General features: G+C 63.1%; 23 protein-coding genes. 21 read left to right on the top strand and 2 right to left on the bottom strand.

Annotation, left to right across the window (positions count from 1 at the left end; translation table 11 throughout):
* The 10 genes from QRN59_RS08645 to QRN59_RS08600 all read left to right on the top strand — a co-directional run bounded on the left by QRN59_RS08645 (position 1) and on the right by QRN59_RS08600 (position 8,521).
* The gene (locus tag QRN59_RS08645) at positions 1-816 is read left to right on the top strand and encodes an MBL fold metallo-hydrolase (RefSeq protein ID WP_284982113.1); all 816 of its coding nucleotides are present in this window, start codon (positions 1-3) and stop codon (positions 814-816) included.
* A gap of 72 nt (positions 817-888) precedes the next feature.
* Positions 889-2,481 carry an ABC transporter substrate-binding protein gene (locus QRN59_RS08640; protein WP_284982112.1) on the top strand — a complete coding sequence of 531 codons (1,593 nt, stop codon included), beginning with the start codon at positions 889-891 and terminating at the stop codon, positions 2,479-2,481.
* Positions 2,482-2,586: 105 nt separating this feature from the next.
* A complete protein-coding gene (locus tag QRN59_RS08635; protein WP_284982111.1) occupies positions 2,587-3,261 on the top strand; it encodes a cysteine hydrolase family protein in 675 nt (224 codons plus the stop codon).
* A 29-nt stretch (positions 3,262-3,290) separates the two neighbouring features.
* Positions 3,291-4,016, top strand: coding sequence for an MBL fold metallo-hydrolase (locus QRN59_RS08630; protein ID WP_284982110.1), 726 nt, complete (start codon positions 3,291-3,293; stop codon positions 4,014-4,016).
* The gene (locus QRN59_RS08625) at positions 4,013-4,849 is read left to right on the top strand and encodes an MBL fold metallo-hydrolase (RefSeq protein WP_284982109.1); all 837 of its coding nucleotides are present in this window, start codon (positions 4,013-4,015) and stop codon (positions 4,847-4,849) included. The genes QRN59_RS08630 and QRN59_RS08625 overlap by 4 nt, the downstream gene beginning before the upstream one ends.
* Before the next feature lie 80 nt (positions 4,850-4,929).
* Positions 4,930-5,853, top strand: a complete 924-nt coding sequence (locus QRN59_RS08620) for a polysaccharide deacetylase family protein (RefSeq protein WP_284982108.1) — start codon at positions 4,930-4,932, stop codon at positions 5,851-5,853.
* 29 nt (positions 5,854-5,882) lie between these two features.
* Positions 5,883-6,284, top strand: coding sequence for a cupin domain-containing protein (locus QRN59_RS08615; protein ID WP_284982107.1), 402 nt, complete (start codon positions 5,883-5,885; stop codon positions 6,282-6,284).
* Entirely contained in the window at positions 6,284-7,027 is a 744-nt protein-coding gene (locus QRN59_RS08610; RefSeq protein WP_284982106.1) for an aldolase/citrate lyase family protein, read from the top strand. Before QRN59_RS08615 ends, QRN59_RS08610 begins: the two co-directional genes overlap by 1 nt.
* Positions 7,028-7,181: 154 nt before the next feature.
* A complete protein-coding gene (locus QRN59_RS08605; protein WP_284982105.1) occupies positions 7,182-7,799 on the top strand; it encodes a helix-turn-helix domain-containing protein in 618 nt (205 codons plus the stop codon).
* Positions 7,800-7,840: 41 nt separating this feature from the next.
* Positions 7,841-8,521: a maleate cis-trans isomerase family protein gene (locus QRN59_RS08600; protein ID WP_284982104.1), complete on the top strand. Its 681-nt coding sequence runs from the start codon at positions 7,841-7,843 to the stop codon at positions 8,519-8,521.
* On the opposite strand, the gene QRN59_RS08595 is transcribed toward QRN59_RS08600, so the two are convergent.
* A complete protein-coding gene (locus QRN59_RS08595; RefSeq protein ID WP_284982103.1) occupies positions 8,518-9,438 on the bottom strand; it encodes a polysaccharide deacetylase family protein in 921 nt (306 codons plus the stop codon). The genes QRN59_RS08600 and QRN59_RS08595 overlap by 4 nt on opposite strands.
* A 68-nt stretch (positions 9,439-9,506) precedes the next feature.
* On the opposite strand from QRN59_RS08595, the gene QRN59_RS08590 reads away from it, so the two are divergent.
* The 7 genes from QRN59_RS08590 to QRN59_RS08560 all read left to right on the top strand — a co-directional run bounded on the left by QRN59_RS08590 (position 9,507) and on the right by QRN59_RS08560 (position 15,731).
* On the top strand, positions 9,507-10,910 hold the full coding sequence (locus QRN59_RS08590) for an amidohydrolase family protein (RefSeq protein WP_284982102.1): 1,404 nt from the start codon (positions 9,507-9,509) through the stop codon (positions 10,908-10,910).
* Complete coding sequence (locus QRN59_RS08585) at positions 10,907-11,095, top strand: hypothetical protein (RefSeq protein ID WP_284982101.1); 189 nt, start codon at positions 10,907-10,909, stop codon at positions 11,093-11,095. The genes QRN59_RS08590 and QRN59_RS08585 overlap by 4 nt, the downstream gene beginning before the upstream one ends.
* Positions 11,088-12,470, top strand: a complete 1,383-nt coding sequence (locus QRN59_RS08580; protein WP_284982100.1) for an amidase — start codon at positions 11,088-11,090, stop codon at positions 12,468-12,470. The genes QRN59_RS08585 and QRN59_RS08580 overlap by 8 nt, the downstream gene beginning before the upstream one ends.
* A 158-nt stretch (positions 12,471-12,628) precedes the next feature.
* Complete coding sequence (locus tag QRN59_RS08575; protein ID WP_284982099.1) at positions 12,629-14,179, top strand: ATP-binding protein; 1,551 nt, start codon at positions 12,629-12,631, stop codon at positions 14,177-14,179.
* Positions 14,176-14,847, top strand: a complete 672-nt coding sequence (locus QRN59_RS08570; protein WP_284982098.1) for a response regulator — start codon at positions 14,176-14,178, stop codon at positions 14,845-14,847. Before QRN59_RS08575 ends, QRN59_RS08570 begins: the two co-directional genes overlap by 4 nt.
* 87 nt (positions 14,848-14,934) lie before the next feature.
* Positions 14,935-15,417 carry an SRPBCC family protein gene (locus QRN59_RS08565; RefSeq protein ID WP_284982097.1) on the top strand — a complete coding sequence of 161 codons (483 nt, stop codon included), beginning with the start codon at positions 14,935-14,937 and terminating at the stop codon, positions 15,415-15,417.
* Positions 15,414-15,731, top strand: a complete 318-nt coding sequence (locus QRN59_RS08560) for an ArsR/SmtB family transcription factor (protein WP_284982096.1) — start codon at positions 15,414-15,416, stop codon at positions 15,729-15,731. The genes QRN59_RS08565 and QRN59_RS08560 overlap by 4 nt, the downstream gene beginning before the upstream one ends.
* 19 nt (positions 15,732-15,750) lie before the next feature.
* Here QRN59_RS08560 and QRN59_RS08555 read toward each other — a convergent pair whose 3' ends face one another.
* Positions 15,751-16,065 carry a hypothetical protein gene (locus QRN59_RS08555; RefSeq protein WP_284982095.1) on the bottom strand — a complete coding sequence of 105 codons (315 nt, stop codon included), beginning with the start codon at positions 16,063-16,065 and terminating at the stop codon, positions 15,751-15,753.
* Between the two features lie 116 nt (positions 16,066-16,181).
* Here QRN59_RS08555 and QRN59_RS08550 point away from each other — a divergent pair, with 116 nt between their 5' ends.
* The 4 genes from QRN59_RS08550 to QRN59_RS08535 all read left to right on the top strand — a co-directional run bounded on the left by QRN59_RS08550 (position 16,182) and on the right by QRN59_RS08535 (position 20,159).
* A complete protein-coding gene (locus QRN59_RS08550) occupies positions 16,182-17,000 on the top strand; it encodes a COG4705 family protein (protein ID WP_284982094.1) in 819 nt (272 codons plus the stop codon).
* Between the two features lie 176 nt (positions 17,001-17,176).
* The gene (locus tag QRN59_RS08545) at positions 17,177-18,337 is read left to right on the top strand and encodes an extracellular solute-binding protein (RefSeq protein ID WP_284982093.1); all 1,161 of its coding nucleotides are present in this window, start codon (positions 17,177-17,179) and stop codon (positions 18,335-18,337) included.
* Complete coding sequence (locus QRN59_RS08540) at positions 18,334-19,296, top strand: ABC transporter permease (protein WP_284982092.1); 963 nt, start codon at positions 18,334-18,336, stop codon at positions 19,294-19,296. The genes QRN59_RS08545 and QRN59_RS08540 overlap by 4 nt, the downstream gene beginning before the upstream one ends.
* Complete coding sequence (locus QRN59_RS08535) at positions 19,296-20,159, top strand: ABC transporter permease (protein ID WP_284982091.1); 864 nt, start codon at positions 19,296-19,298, stop codon at positions 20,157-20,159. Before QRN59_RS08540 ends, QRN59_RS08535 begins: the two co-directional genes overlap by 1 nt.
* Positions 20,160-20,167: the final 8 nt, after the last annotated feature.

Genomic DNA, 20,167 nt, shown 5'->3' with positions numbered 1-20,167 from the left:
ATGGAAGAACTAGTAGAAACTATGAGCCGCGACCTTCCGCGTGAGGTAGCCGACGGCGTCACCTGGATGAGTTCGTGCCTGCCGTTCCACCTCCAGGACCGCGTTATCCACGGGCACACCTCCACCTATCTGGCACAAGGGACCGAATCGTCAATTCTCATTGATACGGGCAACCCCTCCAGCTGGAACATCATTTCGGAAACCCTTGACGGGTTGCTCGGGGACAAGCCTCTGGGCTACGTCTTCCCGACGCATCCGGAGCTGCCGCACACGGGAAACCTTCCCCGCCTCGTCGAGAAGTACCCCGACATCAAGGTTGTTGGCGACATTCGGGACTACCACCTTTTTTACCCCCAGATCGTGCCCAACCTTCACGCCCGGGTTCCCGGAGACAAGGTGGATCTGGGCGGCGGATATGAATTCGTGATCGTCGAGGCGATGATCAGGGACCTGCCAAATACCCAATGGGGCTTCGTACCGAAGTCGGGCGTGCTTTTCACGGCCGACGGCTTTTGCTACATGCACCGCCCGGAACTCGATGATGAGGATCCGGTGCACCTCCCCGGCGAATGTGGCCTGACAACAGATGAACTCTCGGCACCCATTGCGGTCGAGAATGCTGCCTTCTTTACCGGCAGCGCGTTGTACTGGGCCAGATTCGCCAACGACGCCGACCAGGTTTACGACCGAGTCGGCAAGCTGATGGATGACCTTGGGGTCAAGATCGTAGCGCCCACCCACGGCAACGTGATCACCAATATTCCGGAGGTGGCGCCCATCATCCGGGCCGGCCACAAGCACGCCTACCGTTACTAATCCACTGCCACATCAGCAGCGCACTACTCGTAACACGTCCTTTCCCTCTGTACAGAAATTGGAACCAGGCTTATGAAGAATTCGCGTTTATTGCTCGGCTGGTTTGCAGCCGCGGCAGCTGTGTCGCTTACCGGATGCGGGGGAGCCACTCCCACCGCAGCGGTGGCCAAGCCGGAGTCGGTCGTCATCGCCGTCGGCGCCCTCCCGGATAGTCTCACCCCGGCCCCGTGGGGCGGCAGTGCATCGCATGTGGTGCTCAGCGGCCTCGGTTCCCAGTTGCTGGAGTACAAAACCGGCGCGAGCGATGACCAATCATGCTCGACGCCGTCTACCGCGGTCACCGGTCGGCTCGCCGAGAGCGCGGTAGCCGCCCCGGATGGCAAGGGGGTCATCGTCAAGCTACGGAAGCTGACAAGCCAGTTTGGAAACACCCTCTCGGCCGACGACGTGAAATGGAGCCTGGCGATCGGCATGGTGCGGCAGCCCGTCATGAAGGGCACGCTCAAGAGCAGCGGATTCAACGTGGACAACCTCGTCACCGTGATCGATGACCGAACTGTTGAACTCAACACCGTGGGGATGACGTCATACACGCTCGAGTCACTGCAGAACAATCTCTTCTACATCCACGACAGCAAGGAAGCGAAACTTCACGTCACGCCGGATGACCCCACGGCCAACAAGTGGCTCTCGAAGAATCTGGCCGACTACAGCGGTTGGAAGCTCGAGGAGTTTACTCCCGGCACGTCCCTGACGGTGACCGCGGACCCGAACTGGGGAGGCGATCGAGGCTCGGTGAAGCGGGTTGTGGTCAAAGCGGTTCCCGACACCGCGACCCGGACCCAATTGGTGAAGACCGGCGAGGCCCAGATTGCCAACGGCTTCGAATATGACCAATACAGCTCGATGACCGGTGTCAATGGAGTCAGTGTCCTTAAGTGCACCAGCCAGACCCGCGACACCATGATGTTCAACACGAAGACCGGTCCTTTGGCAGATGCGAAGGTTCGCCAGGCAGTTTCCATGGCGATCGACCGAGCTGCCCTGGCCAAGGGCGCCTATGCCGGCCTCGCGGACCCGGCGGGCTCGATCTTTCCCACCGTGAAGGATTCACCCACCTACAAATACGACCCCGACGGGGCCAAGAAGCTGCTGGCGCAGACCCAGTACGCGAACGGGTTCCCCCTGACACTTAGCTACAGCGTGAGCCGCCCGGGCCCTGTCGCGAAGAGTTCAGCCGTCCTTATCCAATCCATGTTGGCGAAGGTGGGTATCACGGTGCAGTTGTTGAACGTGGCGAGCCCGACGGACTTCTCCTCGGCACTTATCGACGGCCGCTTCCAAGCGGTCCTGTACTCCGAGCCGATTGTCATCGCCGACCCCGCGTTCTACACCTACGCGTTCTACTCCACCGGAGCTCCGAGCAACAGCACCGGATGGTCCAATCCTGAATTCGATGCCACCCGGACTCAGTTGGCGGCCACCCCGACCGCGAACACGGACCAGAGGGCAGCCTTGCTCAAGAAGATGGCCGGATTGGTGGACCAGGGCGCCCCGATTCTCTCCCTGGTGGAGGTCAGGAACCTGATCGTCAAGCAGGACACCTTGACGGGGGCCGTGCCGCTCACCAACGACCAGGTCTATTTCGCTGGTCTAGGCAAATAACAAACCCTGTGAAGCACGTAGTTCTGGCCGGCGGGTGACCGTCGGCCAGAATTCACCCGACCCCGGATTCCCTGCGACCCTGCATCCCCGTGAAGGAAGAAAACCATGATTGAAATCTGCGGCAAACCTGTCCGCCACACCCTCCAGGAACTGCTCGATCCCGCCACCACAGCCTTGGTTGTCATCGACATGCAGGTGGGGGCTGTTTCGTCCGGTGGCGCAATAGGAGATTCCGGACATGACATGAGCATGATGCCGTCCGTTGTCGAAAAGTGCGGTCGCGCCATCACTGCGGCGCGTGCCAATGGGGTGCCGGTTTTCCACATTCGCGTCGAGAACCTTCCTGACGGCGCCAGCTCGCCGGCGGCCTGGCTGCGTGCCCTGTATACAGCAGCGAACGGTCGCCCCATTGATCTCGGCAAGCTCAGTGCCAAAGGCGACCCCGCGACAGAGTTCTGCGAACCCTGCATGCCCGAAGACGGGGAAGTCGTGATCACCAAGCGACGCCCCAGCGCCTTCATCGCCACGGAACTCGCCTTGCTGCTCCGCAGCCAGGGGATCGAGGCGGTGGCCCTCGTGGGCGTTTCCACCGGTGGCTGTGTCGAAGCAACCCTGCGCGACGCCGTGCACAACGACTTCTATGCCGTGCTGCTCGAGGACGCGGTGGGAGCCTATGACACGGTGGTGCACGACGCCGCGTTGACCGTCATGCGGGCCCGGCATGACGTCTGCACCCTGGATGAAGCTATTGCTGTCTGGGAGACGGCCAGCAACTCCTGAACCATCCGGATCCAAGGGAAGGAGTGAGGATGAGCGGTTTGCTGAGCGGCCGGATCTACCGGCTCGGCGGGGACATCGAACTGGATGAGCGCGTGAGCTGGTGCCCGCCCGGCGTACGGCGTACGCAAGCGGTGAACTGTTACTTGATCAAGGGGCCGTCTGGTTCAGTGGTGGTGGACACCGGGGTTCGCCTTCATCAGGAAGGAATCATCGAACAGCTTGACCGGCTGCTGTCACCCGGAGAGCCGCTATCCATTGTCCTCACCCGGACCGAAATGGAATGCTGTCTCAACATCCCCGCCATCGAGGAGCGCTTCCCGGTTGGCTCGGTCTGGTACACCGGCGGAATCACCGTGCCTCGTTCCAAGGCCGAATCCAAGCGGATTGCCGTGGATCCGGGGACATCGATGCGGGTAGAAGTGCTGGACGGCATCGTCGTCGAACTCGTTTCACCGCTCCTCCGGCTCCTGCCGACGCTCTGGGTTTTCGATCCGGAATCGGGCGGGCTGCTGACCTCGGATGCATTCACGCACGGCGGCAGCGCCGGCCCGGAGACCCGGGAGGGACTCCGGAAATTTCGCTGGTTCACAGGGGCAGATACCAGTCCGATCGCGCGGAACATTGGAGACATCTTCCGGGACCGCGATGTCCGCGCCGTCGGCCCCGGCTACGGAACTCCCTTTATTGGAAGGGACATGTGCCTTGAGCAGGCAGGGGAGCTGGCGCGCGCAATCGAGGAAATGGGGATCCAGTGAATGAGAATCCAGTGAAGCACGATGCAGTCGAACTCCGGTGGCTTGCCGACGGAACCTACTGGCTGGGTGGCTGCCTGTCGGCCAGCGCCCAGGGACAGGAAGTCCACTATCACGTCTCCTCCTATCTGGTGGTGGGCTCCGAAGCGACGCTCTTGGTAGATACAGGGGATCCGGCCCACCGTGCCCTCCTTCTCGCCCAGCTGGAATTGGTTCTCGGTGAACGCCCCCTGGATTATGTCTTCCCGACCCATCCCGAGATCCCCCACGCCGGGAACCTGCCTGCCCTGCTGGACAAGTATCCCGGGGCGCTCGTGGTGGGTGACGTCCGTGATTACCATCTGCATTTCCCTGAATACCGCTCCAGGCTCAGGACCCAGGCGGCCGGAAGCCGGATCGATCTAGGCGGCCGGGAGTTCCGCTTCCTCCCGGCCTTCATCCGGGACCTGGAGAACACGCTGTGGGGCCACGACGACGGCGCCCGGATGATGTTTGTTTCGGACGGCTTCTCCTTCATCCACGACGTTCCCGCAGCGGGCGGGGCAGCGTCAGAGGACGACGACGAACCGGTCCACCTCCCTGGCCAATGCCGTTTGTTGTCCGGCGAGATGCCGGAACCTCCCACCGTGGACCAAGCGGCGTATGGAACCGGTCGGGCTCTCTACTGGACGAAGTTCGTGGACGTCAGCGATGCCTTCGACGGCATTGAAGCGGTCCTGGACATGCTTCCCACGACGCTGATCGGCCCCGCCCACGGCAATGTGATCAACGACGTCGACGGAATGCTCAGGACGTCACTGGCCGCGCACAGGAAGGTCTACGCGGAAGGCCGCTAATTGTATAGTGAAGTTTGATTCAATATAATGAAAGAATGCGACGCTTCAATTCATAGCGACGAACGGCAAGGAGTGAGTCAATGCGAGACCTCATTGGATACGGGGAAAACCCCCCGGTCGTGACTTGGCCCAATGGTGCCAAGGTGGCCATCTCCATGGTCATCAACTACGAGGAAGGCGCGGAGAGCTCCATAGAAGCCGGTGATGAAAGTGACGAAGACGTCACGATTTTCGGTGGTTGGTCTTCGGATCCGGGCCGGCGGAGCTTGATGAAGGAATCTTTCTTCGAGTACGGCAGCAGGGTGGGAATCTGGCGCTTTTTGGCTTTGCTCCGGGACTACAACGTGCCCGCGACATTCATGGCATGCGGTGTTGCCCTGGAACGAAACCCCGAGGCCGCCCAGGCGATCGTTCGCGACGGACACGAGGTTTGCGCGCATGGCTACAAATGGCGCGGAACTGTCGGAATGACTCCGGCCGAAGAACTGGCCGAAATCAGGGCCTGCGTCGCGGCGATCGAGGCAGTCTCGGGTGTCCGGCCGGTGGGTTGGTACGTCCGAGAAGGAATCACCGAGAACACCCGCGCGATCCTCAAGGACGAGGGCTTTCTCTATGACTCCAATTCCTATGCGGACGACCTGCCGTATTTCGTGGCCGCCGGAGAATCCCGCCACCTCGTGGTCCCGTACTCGGGCGACACGAACGACGCGAGGTTTTGGGGCCCCGGAAGCTTCGGGACAGCGGATGACTTCTTCAACGTACTGAAGGACAGCCTCGACTGCCTTCTGCTCGAAGGGGAAACGGTGCCCAGGATGATGTCCGTAGGAGTTCATTTGCGCATCGGCGGGAGGCCCAGCGTCGCCTTGGGGGTCAGGCGCTTCCTGGAGTATGCCCTCGCGCGGAACGACGTTTGGTTCGCTACAAGGGAGGAAATTGCCCGGTGGTGGATCGCCAATCCGCCTGCGGCCGGCCACCTCGAAGCGGCGTACGAAGGCCGCGCGTGACTACGTCAATGCCTGGAGGAGGGACGCCAATGGCCACGGATATTTCGCGGTTGGTCCATAACGTCAATGAACAGGGCTTCACGGCGCTGGAGAAGACGGGCCTTCGCGGACAACGGGACCAAGGGCTCGTCTCCACGCTCATCTCGCGTGACCTGAGCGGATCCGACGACCTATGTGTCAGCTGGGGCAGGATTCTCCCCGGACAACATCACCTATGCCATCATCATCCGGATGCCTCTGAGTTCTACGTGGTCATTTCGGGCGAGCCCCTCGTTCATCTGGGCGACGCAGAGTACAGGGCCAAGCCAGGCGATGGCATCTACATCCCACGGGGCACAACCCATGGCATCACCAACGACGGCGACGAAGACGTCAATCTGGTTGTCGGCGTCAGCAAGCCCGCCGACTGGCAGTTCGTGGCGGACGAGTGATGGCGACGTCGTCGCTCGTTCGACAGGTTGGACTCATCACGGCCGAGCCGACCCCCACGCTGTTGTCGGTGGTCGCCTACCGAAACCTGGATTTCGTGGTCCTCGACGCAGAGCAGACAACGTTGACGCTGCAGCAATGCGCAGATGCGGTCCAGCGGCTATCAGGCGCCCACACCCGGGTCGCCGTCCGTGTCCCTGACCTTGATGACATGACCTTGGTGGCGTTCGCCAACACGGGGGTGGATGAGATTGTGCTCCCCAAGGTGCGGCATCCGAAAGAACTTGAACGGGCCCACAGGGCGACAAGGTTTGGTCCTCCGGGGTCCAGGCCGAAACAGGCCTCGTTCGCCTCGGCGTTTGGTGCGGACTATTCGCTGGAGCCCCGGCTGACGGTCCTCTTTGAGACGGTGGAAGCCGTTGACGCCGTCGAAGACTTCGTGGCTTTGGAGCATTTCGATGGCGGCTGGGTGGGCCCCACGGACCTTGCCGGTGAACTGCTGAAACAGGGGAGGCCAGGAGCAGTCGCGCTTGAGGAATCCGTACAGCGCGTGGTCGACGTCCTCGGAGCTGCCGGCCAAAGCGTGGGCCTTCCCGCGGCCGACATTGCCAGGGCCGGCGATGTCCACGCCCGGGGCGCCGATCGCGCCGCGGTGTACTGGGAACGGGAACTCGCCTCGATGATCGCGCAGCTGGCTGCGGCCGCCGCTCCGGAGACGCACTGGAAGAGGTGTGACTCCCCGTGAAAATGAGCCGCGTGGTTCTTCTGCGGCGGTGCCGATGCTGGCATGCTGTGACGATGAAGGCAAGGCTCGACGCCGGAGGATCCCACCGGGATTTCTTCGTTTAGTTGACGAGTCTTCGATATACTGATGAGTGCTGGAACACTGAGGAGCTGTATTGGGAAGCACGGAAGTTGTTAAAGTCGACGACGATGACACTCTGCACCGCAACCTGTGGATCACCCATTTGGGCGCCATGCTCAAGGAACAGCGTGCCGGGCGGTTCACTGTTGAGGAATTGGCGGACCGGGCCGGTGTGAGCGCCGGACTAATCAGCCAGATCGAGCGCGGCATCGGTAATCCGTCATTCGCCACGCTCCTTCGCCTGGCCAATTCCCTTGGTGTGCCGCTGGCGAGCATGTTTACCGACCCCAGCGAGACGCATAACCACATGCTGGTGCGCCGGGCCGATCGCCGCCGCATTGAGATTCCGTCCCAAGGAATCGTCATGGAATTGATCGTGCCCGATGCGGACCGGAAGCTTGGCGTCATCAACATGACGATCCCTGCGCGTTTCGACGGCGCGGAGGTTCCGCATTCGCACGAGGGCGAGGAGTGCGTTGTGGTCCAGACCGGCACGCTCGTGGCCAGTGTCGGCGGACAGGAATTCACCTTGGGCGAGGGCGACAGCCTGACCTATGACGCCACCCTGCCGCATTGGTGGAGCAACCTCACGGACACTGCAGCGGTCATGGTGGCGATCTCGACGCCGCCGTCGCTGGGTAAATCCCATTGACGAGCCACCCGCCCGGACCGTCTTCCCGCTTGGGAATGCTCGTGCCGTCGTCGAACTCCAACGCTGAGTCGCTGACGGCTGACATTCTGGCCGGATCGCCGGACGTCGGCGTGCACTACAGCCGCTTCCGGCTTCCGGCGGACCTCGATGACCGCATCGACGCGAAGGTTCTCGGCGACGCGCCGTCGCTGCTCAGTGATGCTGAGTTGGATGCCATCGCATTCCACGGAACGTCGGGTTCGTGGACCGGCCTCGAAGGCGACCGGGCGCTCGCCGAATCTTTGACGGAGGCCACGGGCGCGCCGGCCACCACCGCATCCCTGGCGCTCGTGGCCGCACTGAAGGCGCTCGACGCCGGCCGGGTCGCCGTCGTTTTTCCCGGCCCCCGGGGCATCATGTCGCTGATTGAACGTGAGTACGCCGCCAGCGGCCTGGAAGTGGTGCGCTCTTCGGTGCCCGCGACGTCAATGTCGAACCCGGAAATCTCGCGAATGTCGGGCGCGGATATCGGCGCGCTGATGAAGCCCGCTTTTGGGGCCGGGGTCGACGCCGTCGTCTGCATTGGGACGAACCTTCGCTCGGCCTATCTGGCGGCCGGATTCGAATCCGAGTTCGGCGTGCCCGTCGTCGACAGCGCAACAGCCACGCTGTGGCATCTCCTCCGCTTGGCCCGAACTGCGCGCCCGATCCCGGGATGGGGCGCGCTGCTCGCTACCGCTTAGGGCTGTCGCCGCGTATTCAGCAGCCAAGCCTCGATGATCTGCGAACGAGTCGCGATCCACGCCGCATTCTTGCCCGCGTGGGACAAGAATGCGTCCAGGGCGGTTGCGTAGGCAGGCCGGCCAATGAGGCGCGGGTGGAGGCCCACGTTCATGACGGACGGTCCGGACCGGCTGTCAGTAAGCATCATGTCCAGCGTGCCGCACAATTGGCGGGCGAACGCGGTAGCCGTGGGGAACTGTGTGAAGAGGCCCGAGTCGTTGGTGTCGCCTGCGTAGGGCAAGACTGGCAACCCTGTTCCGTCCTTCCCCGCGTTGTCTATCCCGGTTCCAAAATGCGGCACGTCATCGTTGAAGCTGTTGGACTCGTACATGAATCCAGCGGCGGCGAGGATGTCCCGCGTACCCGGGTTGAGTCCGTCGCGGGAGTACCAACTCGTGGGCGGACCTCCGGTGCTCTTGGCGATGGAGTCGCGGGATGCGGTTATCAGCGCGCGTTCCTCGTCGGGAGTGAGCCCGGCGTGGGTGTCCCAGTTGTAACCGTGGTCGGCAATTTCGTGGCCATCCCTGACCAGCGCAGCCGCGATCCGGGGGTTTTGTTCGAGTGCCGTGGCGCAGCAGAAGGCAGTTGCCCTCACGTCGTGGCGCCTCAGAATCCGCAACACCCGCCAGATGCCTGCCCTTGACCCGTATTCGAAAGCCGACTCCAGTGTGAGATTCCGGGCCGTGGGATGGGCGGGGTGCCTGATCCAGTGCGCTCCAAGATCGTCCGCAGGGCCTCCGCGCGCGATGCTGCGCTCCGCTCCGTCTTCGACATTGATCACCAGGGACACCGCAACGCGGGCACCTCCGGGCCAGCGGAACTCCGGGGGGTGCTCGCCGTAGCCCACGAAATCCCGGGTGGTGGAAGGGACGGACACTGTGGAATCTCCTCTGTGGTTATAGTGAAGATACTTCGATATCATGAACGTAATCGATAGGGAGTCGAATGTCTACGCTCATCCACGGTGGCACCGTAGTGCCAGGCACAGGCAATACGGTGGTCGAATCAGGAGCAGTCATCCTGCGCCGCGGGCGCGTCTCCGATGTTCTCGAGCGTTGGGATCGCGAACAGGCCTTCGACGGCGAGATGATCGATGCGAGCGGATGCGTCGTGATGCCCGGTCTCATTAATAGCCACGTCCACGGGGTGACTCCGGGCCCGCTCATGCCCAGCGGCGCCCCCGCGCCGCCTGACGACGAGTGGCTGGCGAATCTTGACCGCCACCTTCTTGCGGGAACCACCACGGTGCTGAACCTTTGCGGTTTTTGCACCATGGACCATGTCCGCGAAGCAGACCGCCGCCATGCGGTCCATGTCCGGGGAGCCACGACGTACTTGCCCGAGGCTGAGCGGGCCGCACGAATGGCTGACGGACGGGGACTGCCCGCGCAGTCATGCCACAGCACGGTGGAGAAGATGCTCAACGACGGCGCGATCGCCATCGGTGAGCTCGGCGGCGGGCAGACCCTCGGCGGCGGAGGGCAGGACCTGAGCTACATCCCTCGAGCCATCGAAAGTGCGAGCGGCGTGCGGGTGCACCCGGTGCAGGCCCGGCGCATGAAGGAGGCCGTGCTTGGCCGGTTCATCGACCCGGACGCTTGCGACATGGCGGAGCTGCGCGCCGCCGCCGCTGAAGCCGGGCTCGAAGGACAAATCGACCTCGTCGAATTGCGGAAAATCATCGCGGATTCCGTGTTGCCTTCCGTCGAGCCGGCACTCAACGGCATCCGGGAGGGGGTCCAGGCCGCGGCTCTATTTGGCGTGCCGGCGATCCTGCACAGTGCAGCCGCAACGGCACGGGTCATGCGCAATCTCATGGACGGGACACCTGGGCACAAGACAGGCGGACCCAATCCACACCGGACGAAGGCGCGTGTCATTGCCTCCCACGCCAACCATCCCTCGCACACTCCCGCGGAGGCTCTCGCGCTGGCCAAGCTCGGCAGGGACCACGGCTGGTCGGCCGAAGTTTCCGTTTTCGACCTCCTGCACCGCAAACAGACCGTGACAACGCGCGAGCACTGGGATGTCTTGCTGCAGGAGCCCGGGCTCGTGGACGTCCTCGCCACCGACTACGGCCACGAGGGCCACCACGATGAATTGATCTCGGCCGTGCAGGATGTCGCCGAACACGGCTATCGATCCTTGGCAGGAGCAGTGGGCATGGCGACGTCGGCAGTGACCGGATTGATTCCGGGGATTGCGCCCAATGGTGGCCGGATTGAAGCAGGACGGGAAGCCGATGTTGTCGTGGCCAGCGCCGAAGACTTCCGGGACGTACGCTTCGTCTTCGTCAATGGCGTCTGCGTGGTGCGGGACGGCCGCCTGACTCCGGCGGCGCGCCGGTGAGCGGGCAGCTGACCCCGGAGCAGCGCGCGCGACTCATCGAGCTGGTGGGCGAGACCATCCAGCAGGAGGACGCCGCCGCCGTCGAACGCTCATTCAATGACTTTCAGCGCGGCATGGCCGCGTTGAGGACCGATTTCGACCCCCAAAGTTTCCCCGAAGCCCCGGGAGGTGGCGCGAATGACTGAAGCATGGGAACTGGGAATCGCGGAGGCGTCCGGGCTCCTGCGCCGCGGCGAACTCTCAGCAGCCGAACTCGTGGAATCCGTCATCGGGCGCCTCGAAGCGACTGAAGATTCAGTGCATGCCTGGGCCTACGTCGACCATCAGGGCGCCCGAAACGAGGCACGCGCCGCCGACAATCGCGGACGGCGCGGCGAGTTCCTCGGACCGCTCCACGGGATTCCGCTCGGAGTGAAGGACGTCATCGACGTGCGGGGGATGCCTGCTGAAGGCGGGTCCCTGGCACTCCGGGGCCGCGTTGCTTCGGACGACGCCGGCGTAGTCCGGCACCTGCGGCGGAACGGGGCAGTGATTCTGGGCAAGACGGTGACCCATGAATTCGCCTTCGGACAAGGGACCCCGCCGTCGAAAAATCCCTGGGGAGCCGAGCGCTACGCGGGCGGTTCCAGCATCGGCTCGGGAGTGGCCGTGGCCGTCGGGAGCGCACCGGGCGCCCTGGGCACGGATACCGGCGGATCCGTGCGGAATCCGGCATCGGTGAACGGACTGGTGGGCCTCAAAGCGACGGCCGGGATGATCGACGGATCAGGCGTGCTCAACGTCAGCCATACCCTCGACCACATCGGGCCGATCACTCGAAGCGTGGCGGACTGCGCGGCGATGCTCCAAGGCATGGTGGGCCCTGAGACGGCGGCCCGGCTGCAGGAGATGGTGCTCCCCGAGGCGATGCCCGCCCTGACCCGCGTGGCGGTGGATCGTGGCGCCTGGGCCGGGTGGGAGGTCACGCCGGAAGTGGCCGCGGTCCTCGAGCAGGCTGTGATCGCGTTGCAGGAGCTGGGGGCGGAAGTTGTCGAGGTGTCCCTCCCCGAACTGAAGATGGCCCTGCCGGCGAGCTTGGCGATATCGCTATCCGAATCGGTGGAGCACCATCGCGAACTGCTCGCCCGAAGCGCTGACAAGTATCTGCCCGGCACTCGCGTGATGATCGAAACAGGTGCCTTGGTGCCGTGCGAGGATGTCCGGCTGGCACGTAAAGTGCGCTCATATCTGCGCGCTTCCCTGCGGACTGCCATGGACGTCGCCGGTGTCCAGGCATTGGTGTCCCCGACGCTTCCGTCCGTCGCGCCGATCGAAGCGGACATGTCCCACTCGCTGACCGGCTCAACAGGGAAGGACTCCCTCTCCAGCGCGCTTATGATGCTCTCGCCGGCCAACCTCACCGGCATGCCCGGACTGAGCATCCCTTGCGGATTTGCGGGAGGACAACCGGTGGGGATGCATTTCCTGGGGCGGGAATTCGCGGAGCCAGATCTCTTGGGCATCGCCCACGTCTATGAGCAACACACCTCGTGGCACGCCAAAGTGCCCGTCGGCGCCTGAGCCGTAGTGGCCGTGAACTTTGTCACATAAGCTACTAAGGGAGTAGGAAGAGGTTGGCGGTGCATCCAGGGTTGCGTGGCTTGCGGTTTTTCGGAGCGCGTTGGAAGGCGCGGCCCCTTGCCTCCCAGATCCTGGTGTGGTTGCTCTGCATCCTCTTTGTGACAGTCACTTTGGGCGCGCTTCTCTACACCCAGATCAGCAACCAGACCCTTGAAGACCAATACCGGCTCCGGGCGCTGGGGATCGCAACGACGGTGGCGCAAATGCCGGAAATCGTGACGTCGCTGGGGAACGGAGATCCGACGCACACGATCCAGGCGATTGCGAGCAAAGTCCAGTCCCAGGCGCAGCCGGACTACGTCGTCGTCACCGACCGGAAAGGTGTCCGGTACTCCCATCCGAATCCAAACCTCATCGGACAGACCCTGGAAGAACCCGTTGCGGTCCTTGACGGGCAGACCCATGTCGGAATCGACAAAGGCAGCCTCGGTGACTCAGTCAACGCCAAGGCACCGGTGCGCGCAGCGGACGGGACCGTCGTCGGGCAGGTCTCGGTGGGAATCCTGGAGACCACGGAAAGCAGCGAGCTCGCCAAACAGGTGTTGCTGATTGCCGGCTATTCAGCCGTCGTGCTCGTGATCAGCGCCATGGGTTCCGCCCTCCTGGCGCGCAGAATCAAGCGGGTCACCTTCGATCTCGAACCGGTGGAGATTGCGTCCCTGCTGCAGGAGCGCGAAGCCCTGCTGCACGGCATCCGCGAAGCGATGATAGGTTTCGACGACGACGGCCGGGTCACCGTCATCAACTCCGAGGCGCGCACCCTGCTGCACCTGGAGGAAAACGTGCTCGGAGAGAAGATCGAGGATCTCCTGCCCGCCGGGAGGCTTCGTTCCCTGCTGACCGGGCAGATCAGCGGTACCGACCAGATCGTCATCACCGAGGACGCCCTGCTCGTGGTGAACCGGATGTCCGTCGCCTTGGCCGGGAGGAGCATAGGTTCCGTGGTCACGCTGCGGGACCGCACCGAGGTTGAGGGCCTGGTGCGTGACCTTCGCTCCGTCGAAGGCCTGATGGAGGCCTTGCGCGCCCAGGAGCACGAGTACGCCAACCGCCTCCACGTGGTGGACGGACTCCTGGAACTCGGAGACGTGGACCAGGCGCGGAATTTCGTATCGCGGATTTCGGACACCTCGCGCTCGCTCGGCGAGGGCTTGCGCTCGCGGATCGAGCCGCCGGAGCTCGCGGCCCTGCTGCTCGCGAAAATCACCGTGGCTGCCGAGCAGGATGTCGGAATCTCGGTGACGGACGACTCGCAGCTGCGCCAACCGTTCCTCGAAACGCAAGCGCTGCTCACGATCGTCGGGAACCTCCTGGACAACGCCGTCGAGATCCTCGCCGAGCAAGCTGCGCCCCGTGAGGTGACCATCCAGCTGGACGATTCCTCGGGCATTTTCATTTGCGTGACCGACAATGGGCCCGGCGTTCCTGCAGAATTGGTGGGCACGATCACCGCCGACGGGTTCACCACCAAGGAACCGCGGCCGGGAATGCGTCGGGGGATAGGCCTTGCGCTGGTGAGCAGGATCGTTCGCCGTGCAGGGGGCACCATGGATGTTTTCCCTGGCCCTGGGGGACGCTTTGAAATCTGGTTGCCGGAACCGCACATGGAATCCGACACCCCGGTCATGACAGGAAAATCAATCGAATGATCCGGACCTTGGTGGTCGACGACGACTTCCGCGTAGCGCGCATCCACGCCAGCCGCGTGGCTAAGATCGAGGGATACGAATGCGTCGGTGAGGCCCACACCGCGGCGGAGGCCAGGGAAGCCGTGCAGCGGCTCAAACCAGACCTGCTTCTCCTCGATGTCTACCTTCCCGATGAAGACGGAATCAGTCTGTTGAGGTCCCTTCAGGGAGCCGGCGAAAAGCTCGACGCCGTCATGATCACCGCCGCCCGGGATCTCGAGACTGTACGGGCCGCCATGCGTGGGGGAGCGGTGTACTACCTCGTCAAACCGTTTGGCTTCGAGCAGCTGCAAACCCAGCTCGAGGCCTATCGGCGCTGGCGGCAGGAAGCGGAGTCCCGGACCGTGGCCGACCAGGCGACCGTGGACCAGCTCTTCAGCCTGCGCCGGACGGCTCCGCCCGCCAAAGGACCCCGGCGCCTGCCACCCACCATGCAAAAAGTCCTCGATATGGTGGTTCACTCCACGGAACCCTTGGGCGCATCGGAGATTGCGGGCAGCGTCGGCATCAGCCGCCCCACCGCCCAGCGCTATCTCAGCGAACTCGAACGCAAGGGACTCGTTGACCTGCATTTGGCCTACGGTTCGACGGGGCGCCCCGTGAACACGTATTTGCCGCGCAAGGGTTGAGGAATCCGATCTGCAACCTAAGGGTTGCTCTTTCTTTGAGTTAATGCAACCCTGTAGTTGCAGTAACTGACTGAAAGGAACAGAATCATGACTATGACTGCAAACCAGGCCTCCGTCGTCGACGCCGGCGAATTCACCGTGAGGCGCACCATCACCATCGCAGCGCCAATTGAGAAGGTTTGGGCCGCGATCACCGAGGCCGAGCACATTGCGCGCTGGTTCGGACAAACCGCCGTCCTCGACAAGGTCGCCGTCGGCGCCAGCGGTGTCTTCTCTTTCGAAGGATACGGCGCCTTCCCGGTGCTGATCGAGGAGCTCGACCCACCGCGAATGATCGCCTACCGCTGGAGCAACGACGACGCGCGCGGCACCCAGCCGGCCGAGGTTGACCCTGACCATTCGACTGTGTTCCGCTTCACGCTTGAAGCGCTCGACGGCGGAACGCAGCTCACCGTCGTCGAGACCGGCTTCGACACGACGAGCGATCCGGCGTTCAACATGGAGAGTCACCGCCAGGGCTGGGACTCTGAGCTGGACGAACTGGCCGCTTATGTCGAGGGTGGGTCGTGACCACGAGCACCCTGGTTCCAGTGTTCGCCGCGCTCGGCGACGAGACGAGGTGGAGCATCCTGGCTGCCCTCGGCGAGGGCGACGCATCGGCGTCGGCCCTCGCCGGGCGGCTCCCGGTCACCCGACAAGCGATCGCCAAGCACCTCGCGGTGCTGCAGGAGGCCGGACTCGTTGAATCAGTCCGCGTGGGCCGCGAACTGCGCTACAGGGTGCTCGGCTCGCAGCTGAGCGAAACGGCACGCAGCCTCGACCGCATCGGCGCGGAGTGGGATCGCCGCCTGGCCGCGATCAAGCAGATCGCGGAGGGGTTGTGATTCTTCGGCGGCGGGGCCACTAGCTTGAGCGTCGGTTGCGCGCTTGGTGCGCCAGCTGGATGAAGCCGTAGATGAAGGCGGCCTCGATGAGCACCATCAATCCCAGCCACAGCAACTCGCCCGTGCCGATAAAGTCGATGATCCCGACCAGGACGAGTACGGTTCCGAGGACCAGCGCGTAGACGGCGAAACCGAAGGCCACTCGTGCGCTCCGCACTCCCGTCTGGAAGCCAAAACCCAAGGGTTCCCCGCCCGGATAGCCCTGCACGCGATCGTGTCCCGCGGGCTTGAGCCTGTCGAACTCGTCCCAAGGATCCTGATCCTGATCGGCCATAGTTCCATTATCCCGCGAATCGGGCCGGCTGCTTGAGGGCTCGTTGCCGTGTCAGGCAGCGGCGTCCGAATGTCATATTCGGGAAACGCTCGGGAAAGCCCTGAACAATGGGGGCCATGATGCCCGAAGAACTCATCGCTAGCCCGCGGCTCAAGGACACCGCAGTTGTCGGCGAGCAACTGCAGAACGCCGTCTCCCGAGCCGCCGCGTCGAAAGTACCCGAGGTGACCGTCCTGTTCTGGGTGGTGAAGATCCTTACAACAGGGATGGGCGAAACTACGTCCGATTTTCTTGTCCACCGATTCGAACCCGAGATCGCTTTGGGCCTCGGGTTCGCGGCATTGGTGATTTCATTGGTCCTGCAGTTCCGTGTCCGCCGGTACATCCCCTGGGTGTACTGGACCGCCGTCGCGATGGTCAGTGTGTTTGGGACCATGGCTGCGGACGCCGTTCACGTCGGGCTTGGCGTCCCCTATCTGGCGTCGACGCTGTTCTTCACCGTGGCGCTCGCCGTCGTTTTCCTGCTCTGGCACCGGAGCGAGAAGACCCTCTCCATCCACAGCATCACCACCCGGCGTCGGGAGTCCTTCTATTGGGCTGCGGTGCTGACTACGTTCGCACTTGGCACAGCTACCGGGGACCTGACCGCCTACTCGCTCGGCCTGGGCTACCTCGCCTCAGGCATCATGTTCGCAGTTGTCATCGCTGTCCCCGCACTGGCCCACTGGCGTCGCCTGCTTGCAGCGGTCCCCGCCTTCTGGTTCGCGTACATCCTGACCCGGCCATTGGGGGCGTCCTTCTCTGACTGGACCGCCGTTTCCCCCGAACGAGGGGGACTCGACTGGGGCACCGGCCCCGTCAGCCTGGCGCTGGCCGCAGCGATAGCCGTCCTGGTCACGTTCCTGACGATTAAATGGAAGCGGGCCCTCAAGTAGCGCAGTCCGTTGCCGCTCGGGATCCCATGCTGTTGTTCTTATGTCCTGACATATTCGCGTTAATTCTGTTTCTGGTTAACCCCGGATTCATGGGCCGTGACCCGCTCCTTCACCTTGCCCTTGGATGGTAGTTCCTGCCCTTGGGGGGACTTTTCGGTTCAAGATGAAGGAACACCATGACCAACCGCTTTCTAGCAGCGGCCGCCGTCGCCGTTGTTGCAGCCACCGCTGTGACCGGCTGCGCTCAAAGCAGTACCGCTTCGGCCCAGAACAATGGCTCGAGCGCATCCCCGGACAAGACGATCACCGTCTTCATCAGCGGGGATACGAACGTCCAGAACCTGTGGGAAAAGAGCCTCGTTCCCGCCTTCGAGAAGGCCAACCCCGGCTACAACGTGAAGGTCACCCTCGATCTGCACGGCGAGCACGATGCCCAGACCCTGGCGAAACTGACCAGCGCCACGGAGCAGAACAAGGAACCTGATTTCGACCTCGTGGATGGTGGCTTCGTTCCCAAGGCCTCCGCAGCCAATCTGCTGACCTCCGTGAGCTCGCAGACGATTTCCGCCCTGAACGATGTCCCGCAGGATGTCATCAAAGCCGGCGGCACGGGTGGCATCCCCTACCGCGGCTCCGCGGTGCTCCTCGCATATGACACGAAGACCGTTGCCACTCCGCCGAAGACCCTTGACGATTTGCTCGCCTGGATCAAGGCAAACCCGGGCAAGTTCACCTACAACTCGCCCAAGTCGGGAGGGTCCGGCGGTGCATTCGTTGCCACCGTTTTGGACAAGTTCGTTCCCGCCGACGCCCGGGCCAAGATGGCGGTGGGCTACGAGAAGGACCTCGAGAAGTACTGGGACCAGGGCTTCGCGACGTTGAAGGACCTCAACTCGTCCGTTTTCCAGAGCGGTGTCTACCCCAACGGCAACCAGCAGACACTTGACCTGCTCGCCAAGGGACAGATCTCCATGGCTCCGGTGTGGTCCGACCAGTTCATCACCGGCTTGACCAACGGACAGATTCCTTCCACCGTGAAGGCCACCCAGATCAGCAACCCGTCCTTCACCGGCGGTGCTGCCTACCTCGGCATTCCCAAGTCCTCGCCCCGCCAGGAAGCCGCGTTGAAGCTTGCCAACTTCGTCCTCTCGCCGGACGCGCAGACCATGATCATCAAGGTAATGTCCGGTTTCCCGGCGATCAGCCTGGACAAATTGCCGGCTGATGTGAAGGACAAGTTCAAGGACGCAGACACCAACAACCTGCGTAAGGGCTACTTCGACCAGATGGGCAAAGACCTGAACAACCTCTGGGACCAGAAGGTTCCCGGCCAGTGACAACCACGCTTCAAAAGCCGGCGGAACTGCAACAAACAGTTCCGCCGGCTGGTGCCACGCGCCCTAAGCGTCTGGGCCAGCGCGCCGTCGGATTCTTCATGGCCCTCCCGCCGATCCTGCTGATCGCACTCTTCGTCGGCTTCCCGATCGTGCTCGCCTTCGGTTTCAGCATCGGCCTGACCGGCGGCTTGAACCACACCATCGCCACCATTGGCCAGAACGTCCACGAGGCAGACGCCTGGTGGGGAACCCTGGCCGCGTATCAGGAGATGTTCACGAACAAGCGTTTCCTCGGCGACCTTCTCGTCACCGTCATCGTGACGCTGGTCAGCACAGCAACGGTGATCTTCCTGGCCTTGGGCATTGGCCTCTATCTCAAGCTCAAGGGTGGTCGAATGGCCCGACTTCTCTCCGGACTGGCTATCGTGCCGCTCTTCATCCCGGTGGTCATCGCCTCGTGGGCGATCCTGACGTTCTACTCCGGCACAGGTTTCCTGCGGAGCGTCTTTGCCCTCTTCGGGCTTGACTTCCCCGTATGGGCCTTCACCATGGTCACGGTCATCATCGGCTCGGTCTGGACGTCCCTGCCATTCGCCGTGCTCATGGTCTCCTCCGGCCTGCAGTCCGTGCCGAACGCTATGATCGAAGCAGCCCGCGACGCCGGTGCCGGTTCCTTGCGCACGATCGTCTCAGTGATCGTTCCCATGGCGGCCGTTCCTATCATCATCGCGACGACGTTTACGGCCATTGGAATCGTTGGATCGTTCACGGTCCCGTACTTCACCGGGCCCAATTCGCCGAACATGCTCGGAGTGGACATGTCCAACTACTTCTCCGCCTTCAACCAACCCCAGCAGTCGGCGGTCATGGCCTTCACTGTCTTCCTGATTGCCTCCGGAATCGCCGCGCTCTACGTGTGGGCTAACTTCCGTTCCGCCAAGGAACAGGGGAAAGTCTGATGGCTATCTCCACCGGTTCCCCCATTGCTTCCCGCACCCGCCGGCCCCTCACGCCGGACTCGATTTTCCGCCGTGTGCTGGTGGGCCTGTTCGTCGTGCTCATGGTCGTTTTCATCCTGGGGCCCCTCCTCTGGCTGGGTGTCCGCGCCTTCGCCGGTAACTGGACCTATCCCAATCTCCTTCCCGACGACTGGACTTTGCGCTGGTGGCAGGTTGTCGTCAACGACGGCGCGCTCGGCATCGCAGTGCAGAACTCCTTGTTCTTCGCCCCGCTGACGGTTCTGGTATCCGCGATCATTTGTTTGCCCGCCGCCTACGCCTTCGCCCGCTTTGATTTTCCCGGACGCCGCTTCTTCCTGATCAGCCTGTTCGCGACCAACGCCTTTCCAAAAATGGGCCTGTTCGTTACCCTCGCGGCACTCTTCTACGCGTTGAACCTCATGAACACCATTTTGGGAATCCTCGTGGTGCACGTGCTGGGCACAGTGGTCTTCATGACGTGGATTCCGGCGGCAGCGTTCGCTGCCGTGCCGCGCAACCTCGAGGAAGCAGCCCGCGACGCCGGAGCCTCCAAATTGCGCGTGTTCGCTTCAGTGACGCTCCCCATGGCATTGCCCGGGATTATCGTCGCGGCCGTGATGTCCTTCCTGGCGTCCTTCGACGAAGCACAAGGAACGTACTTGGTGGGTGCGCCCGCCTTCATGACCATGCCTACCCAGATGTACAGCCTGGTGCTGAACTACCCCACCCAGGTGGCTGCCGTCTTCTCGATCCTGCTCGCCATCCCTTCCGTTGCCCTCATGCTCGCGGCGCACAAGCACATCCTCGGCGGTCAGCTCGCCGAAGGCTTCCAGATCAAATAGCGCCCCGC

It is taken from the genome of Arthrobacter sp. efr-133-TYG-118 (assembly GCF_030209755.1).
Lineage (GTDB): Bacteria > Actinomycetota > Actinomycetes > Actinomycetales > Micrococcaceae > Arthrobacter.
The sequence above is the reverse complement of the archived record's forward strand: the minus strand, read 5'-3'. Positions and strand labels throughout refer to the sequence as shown.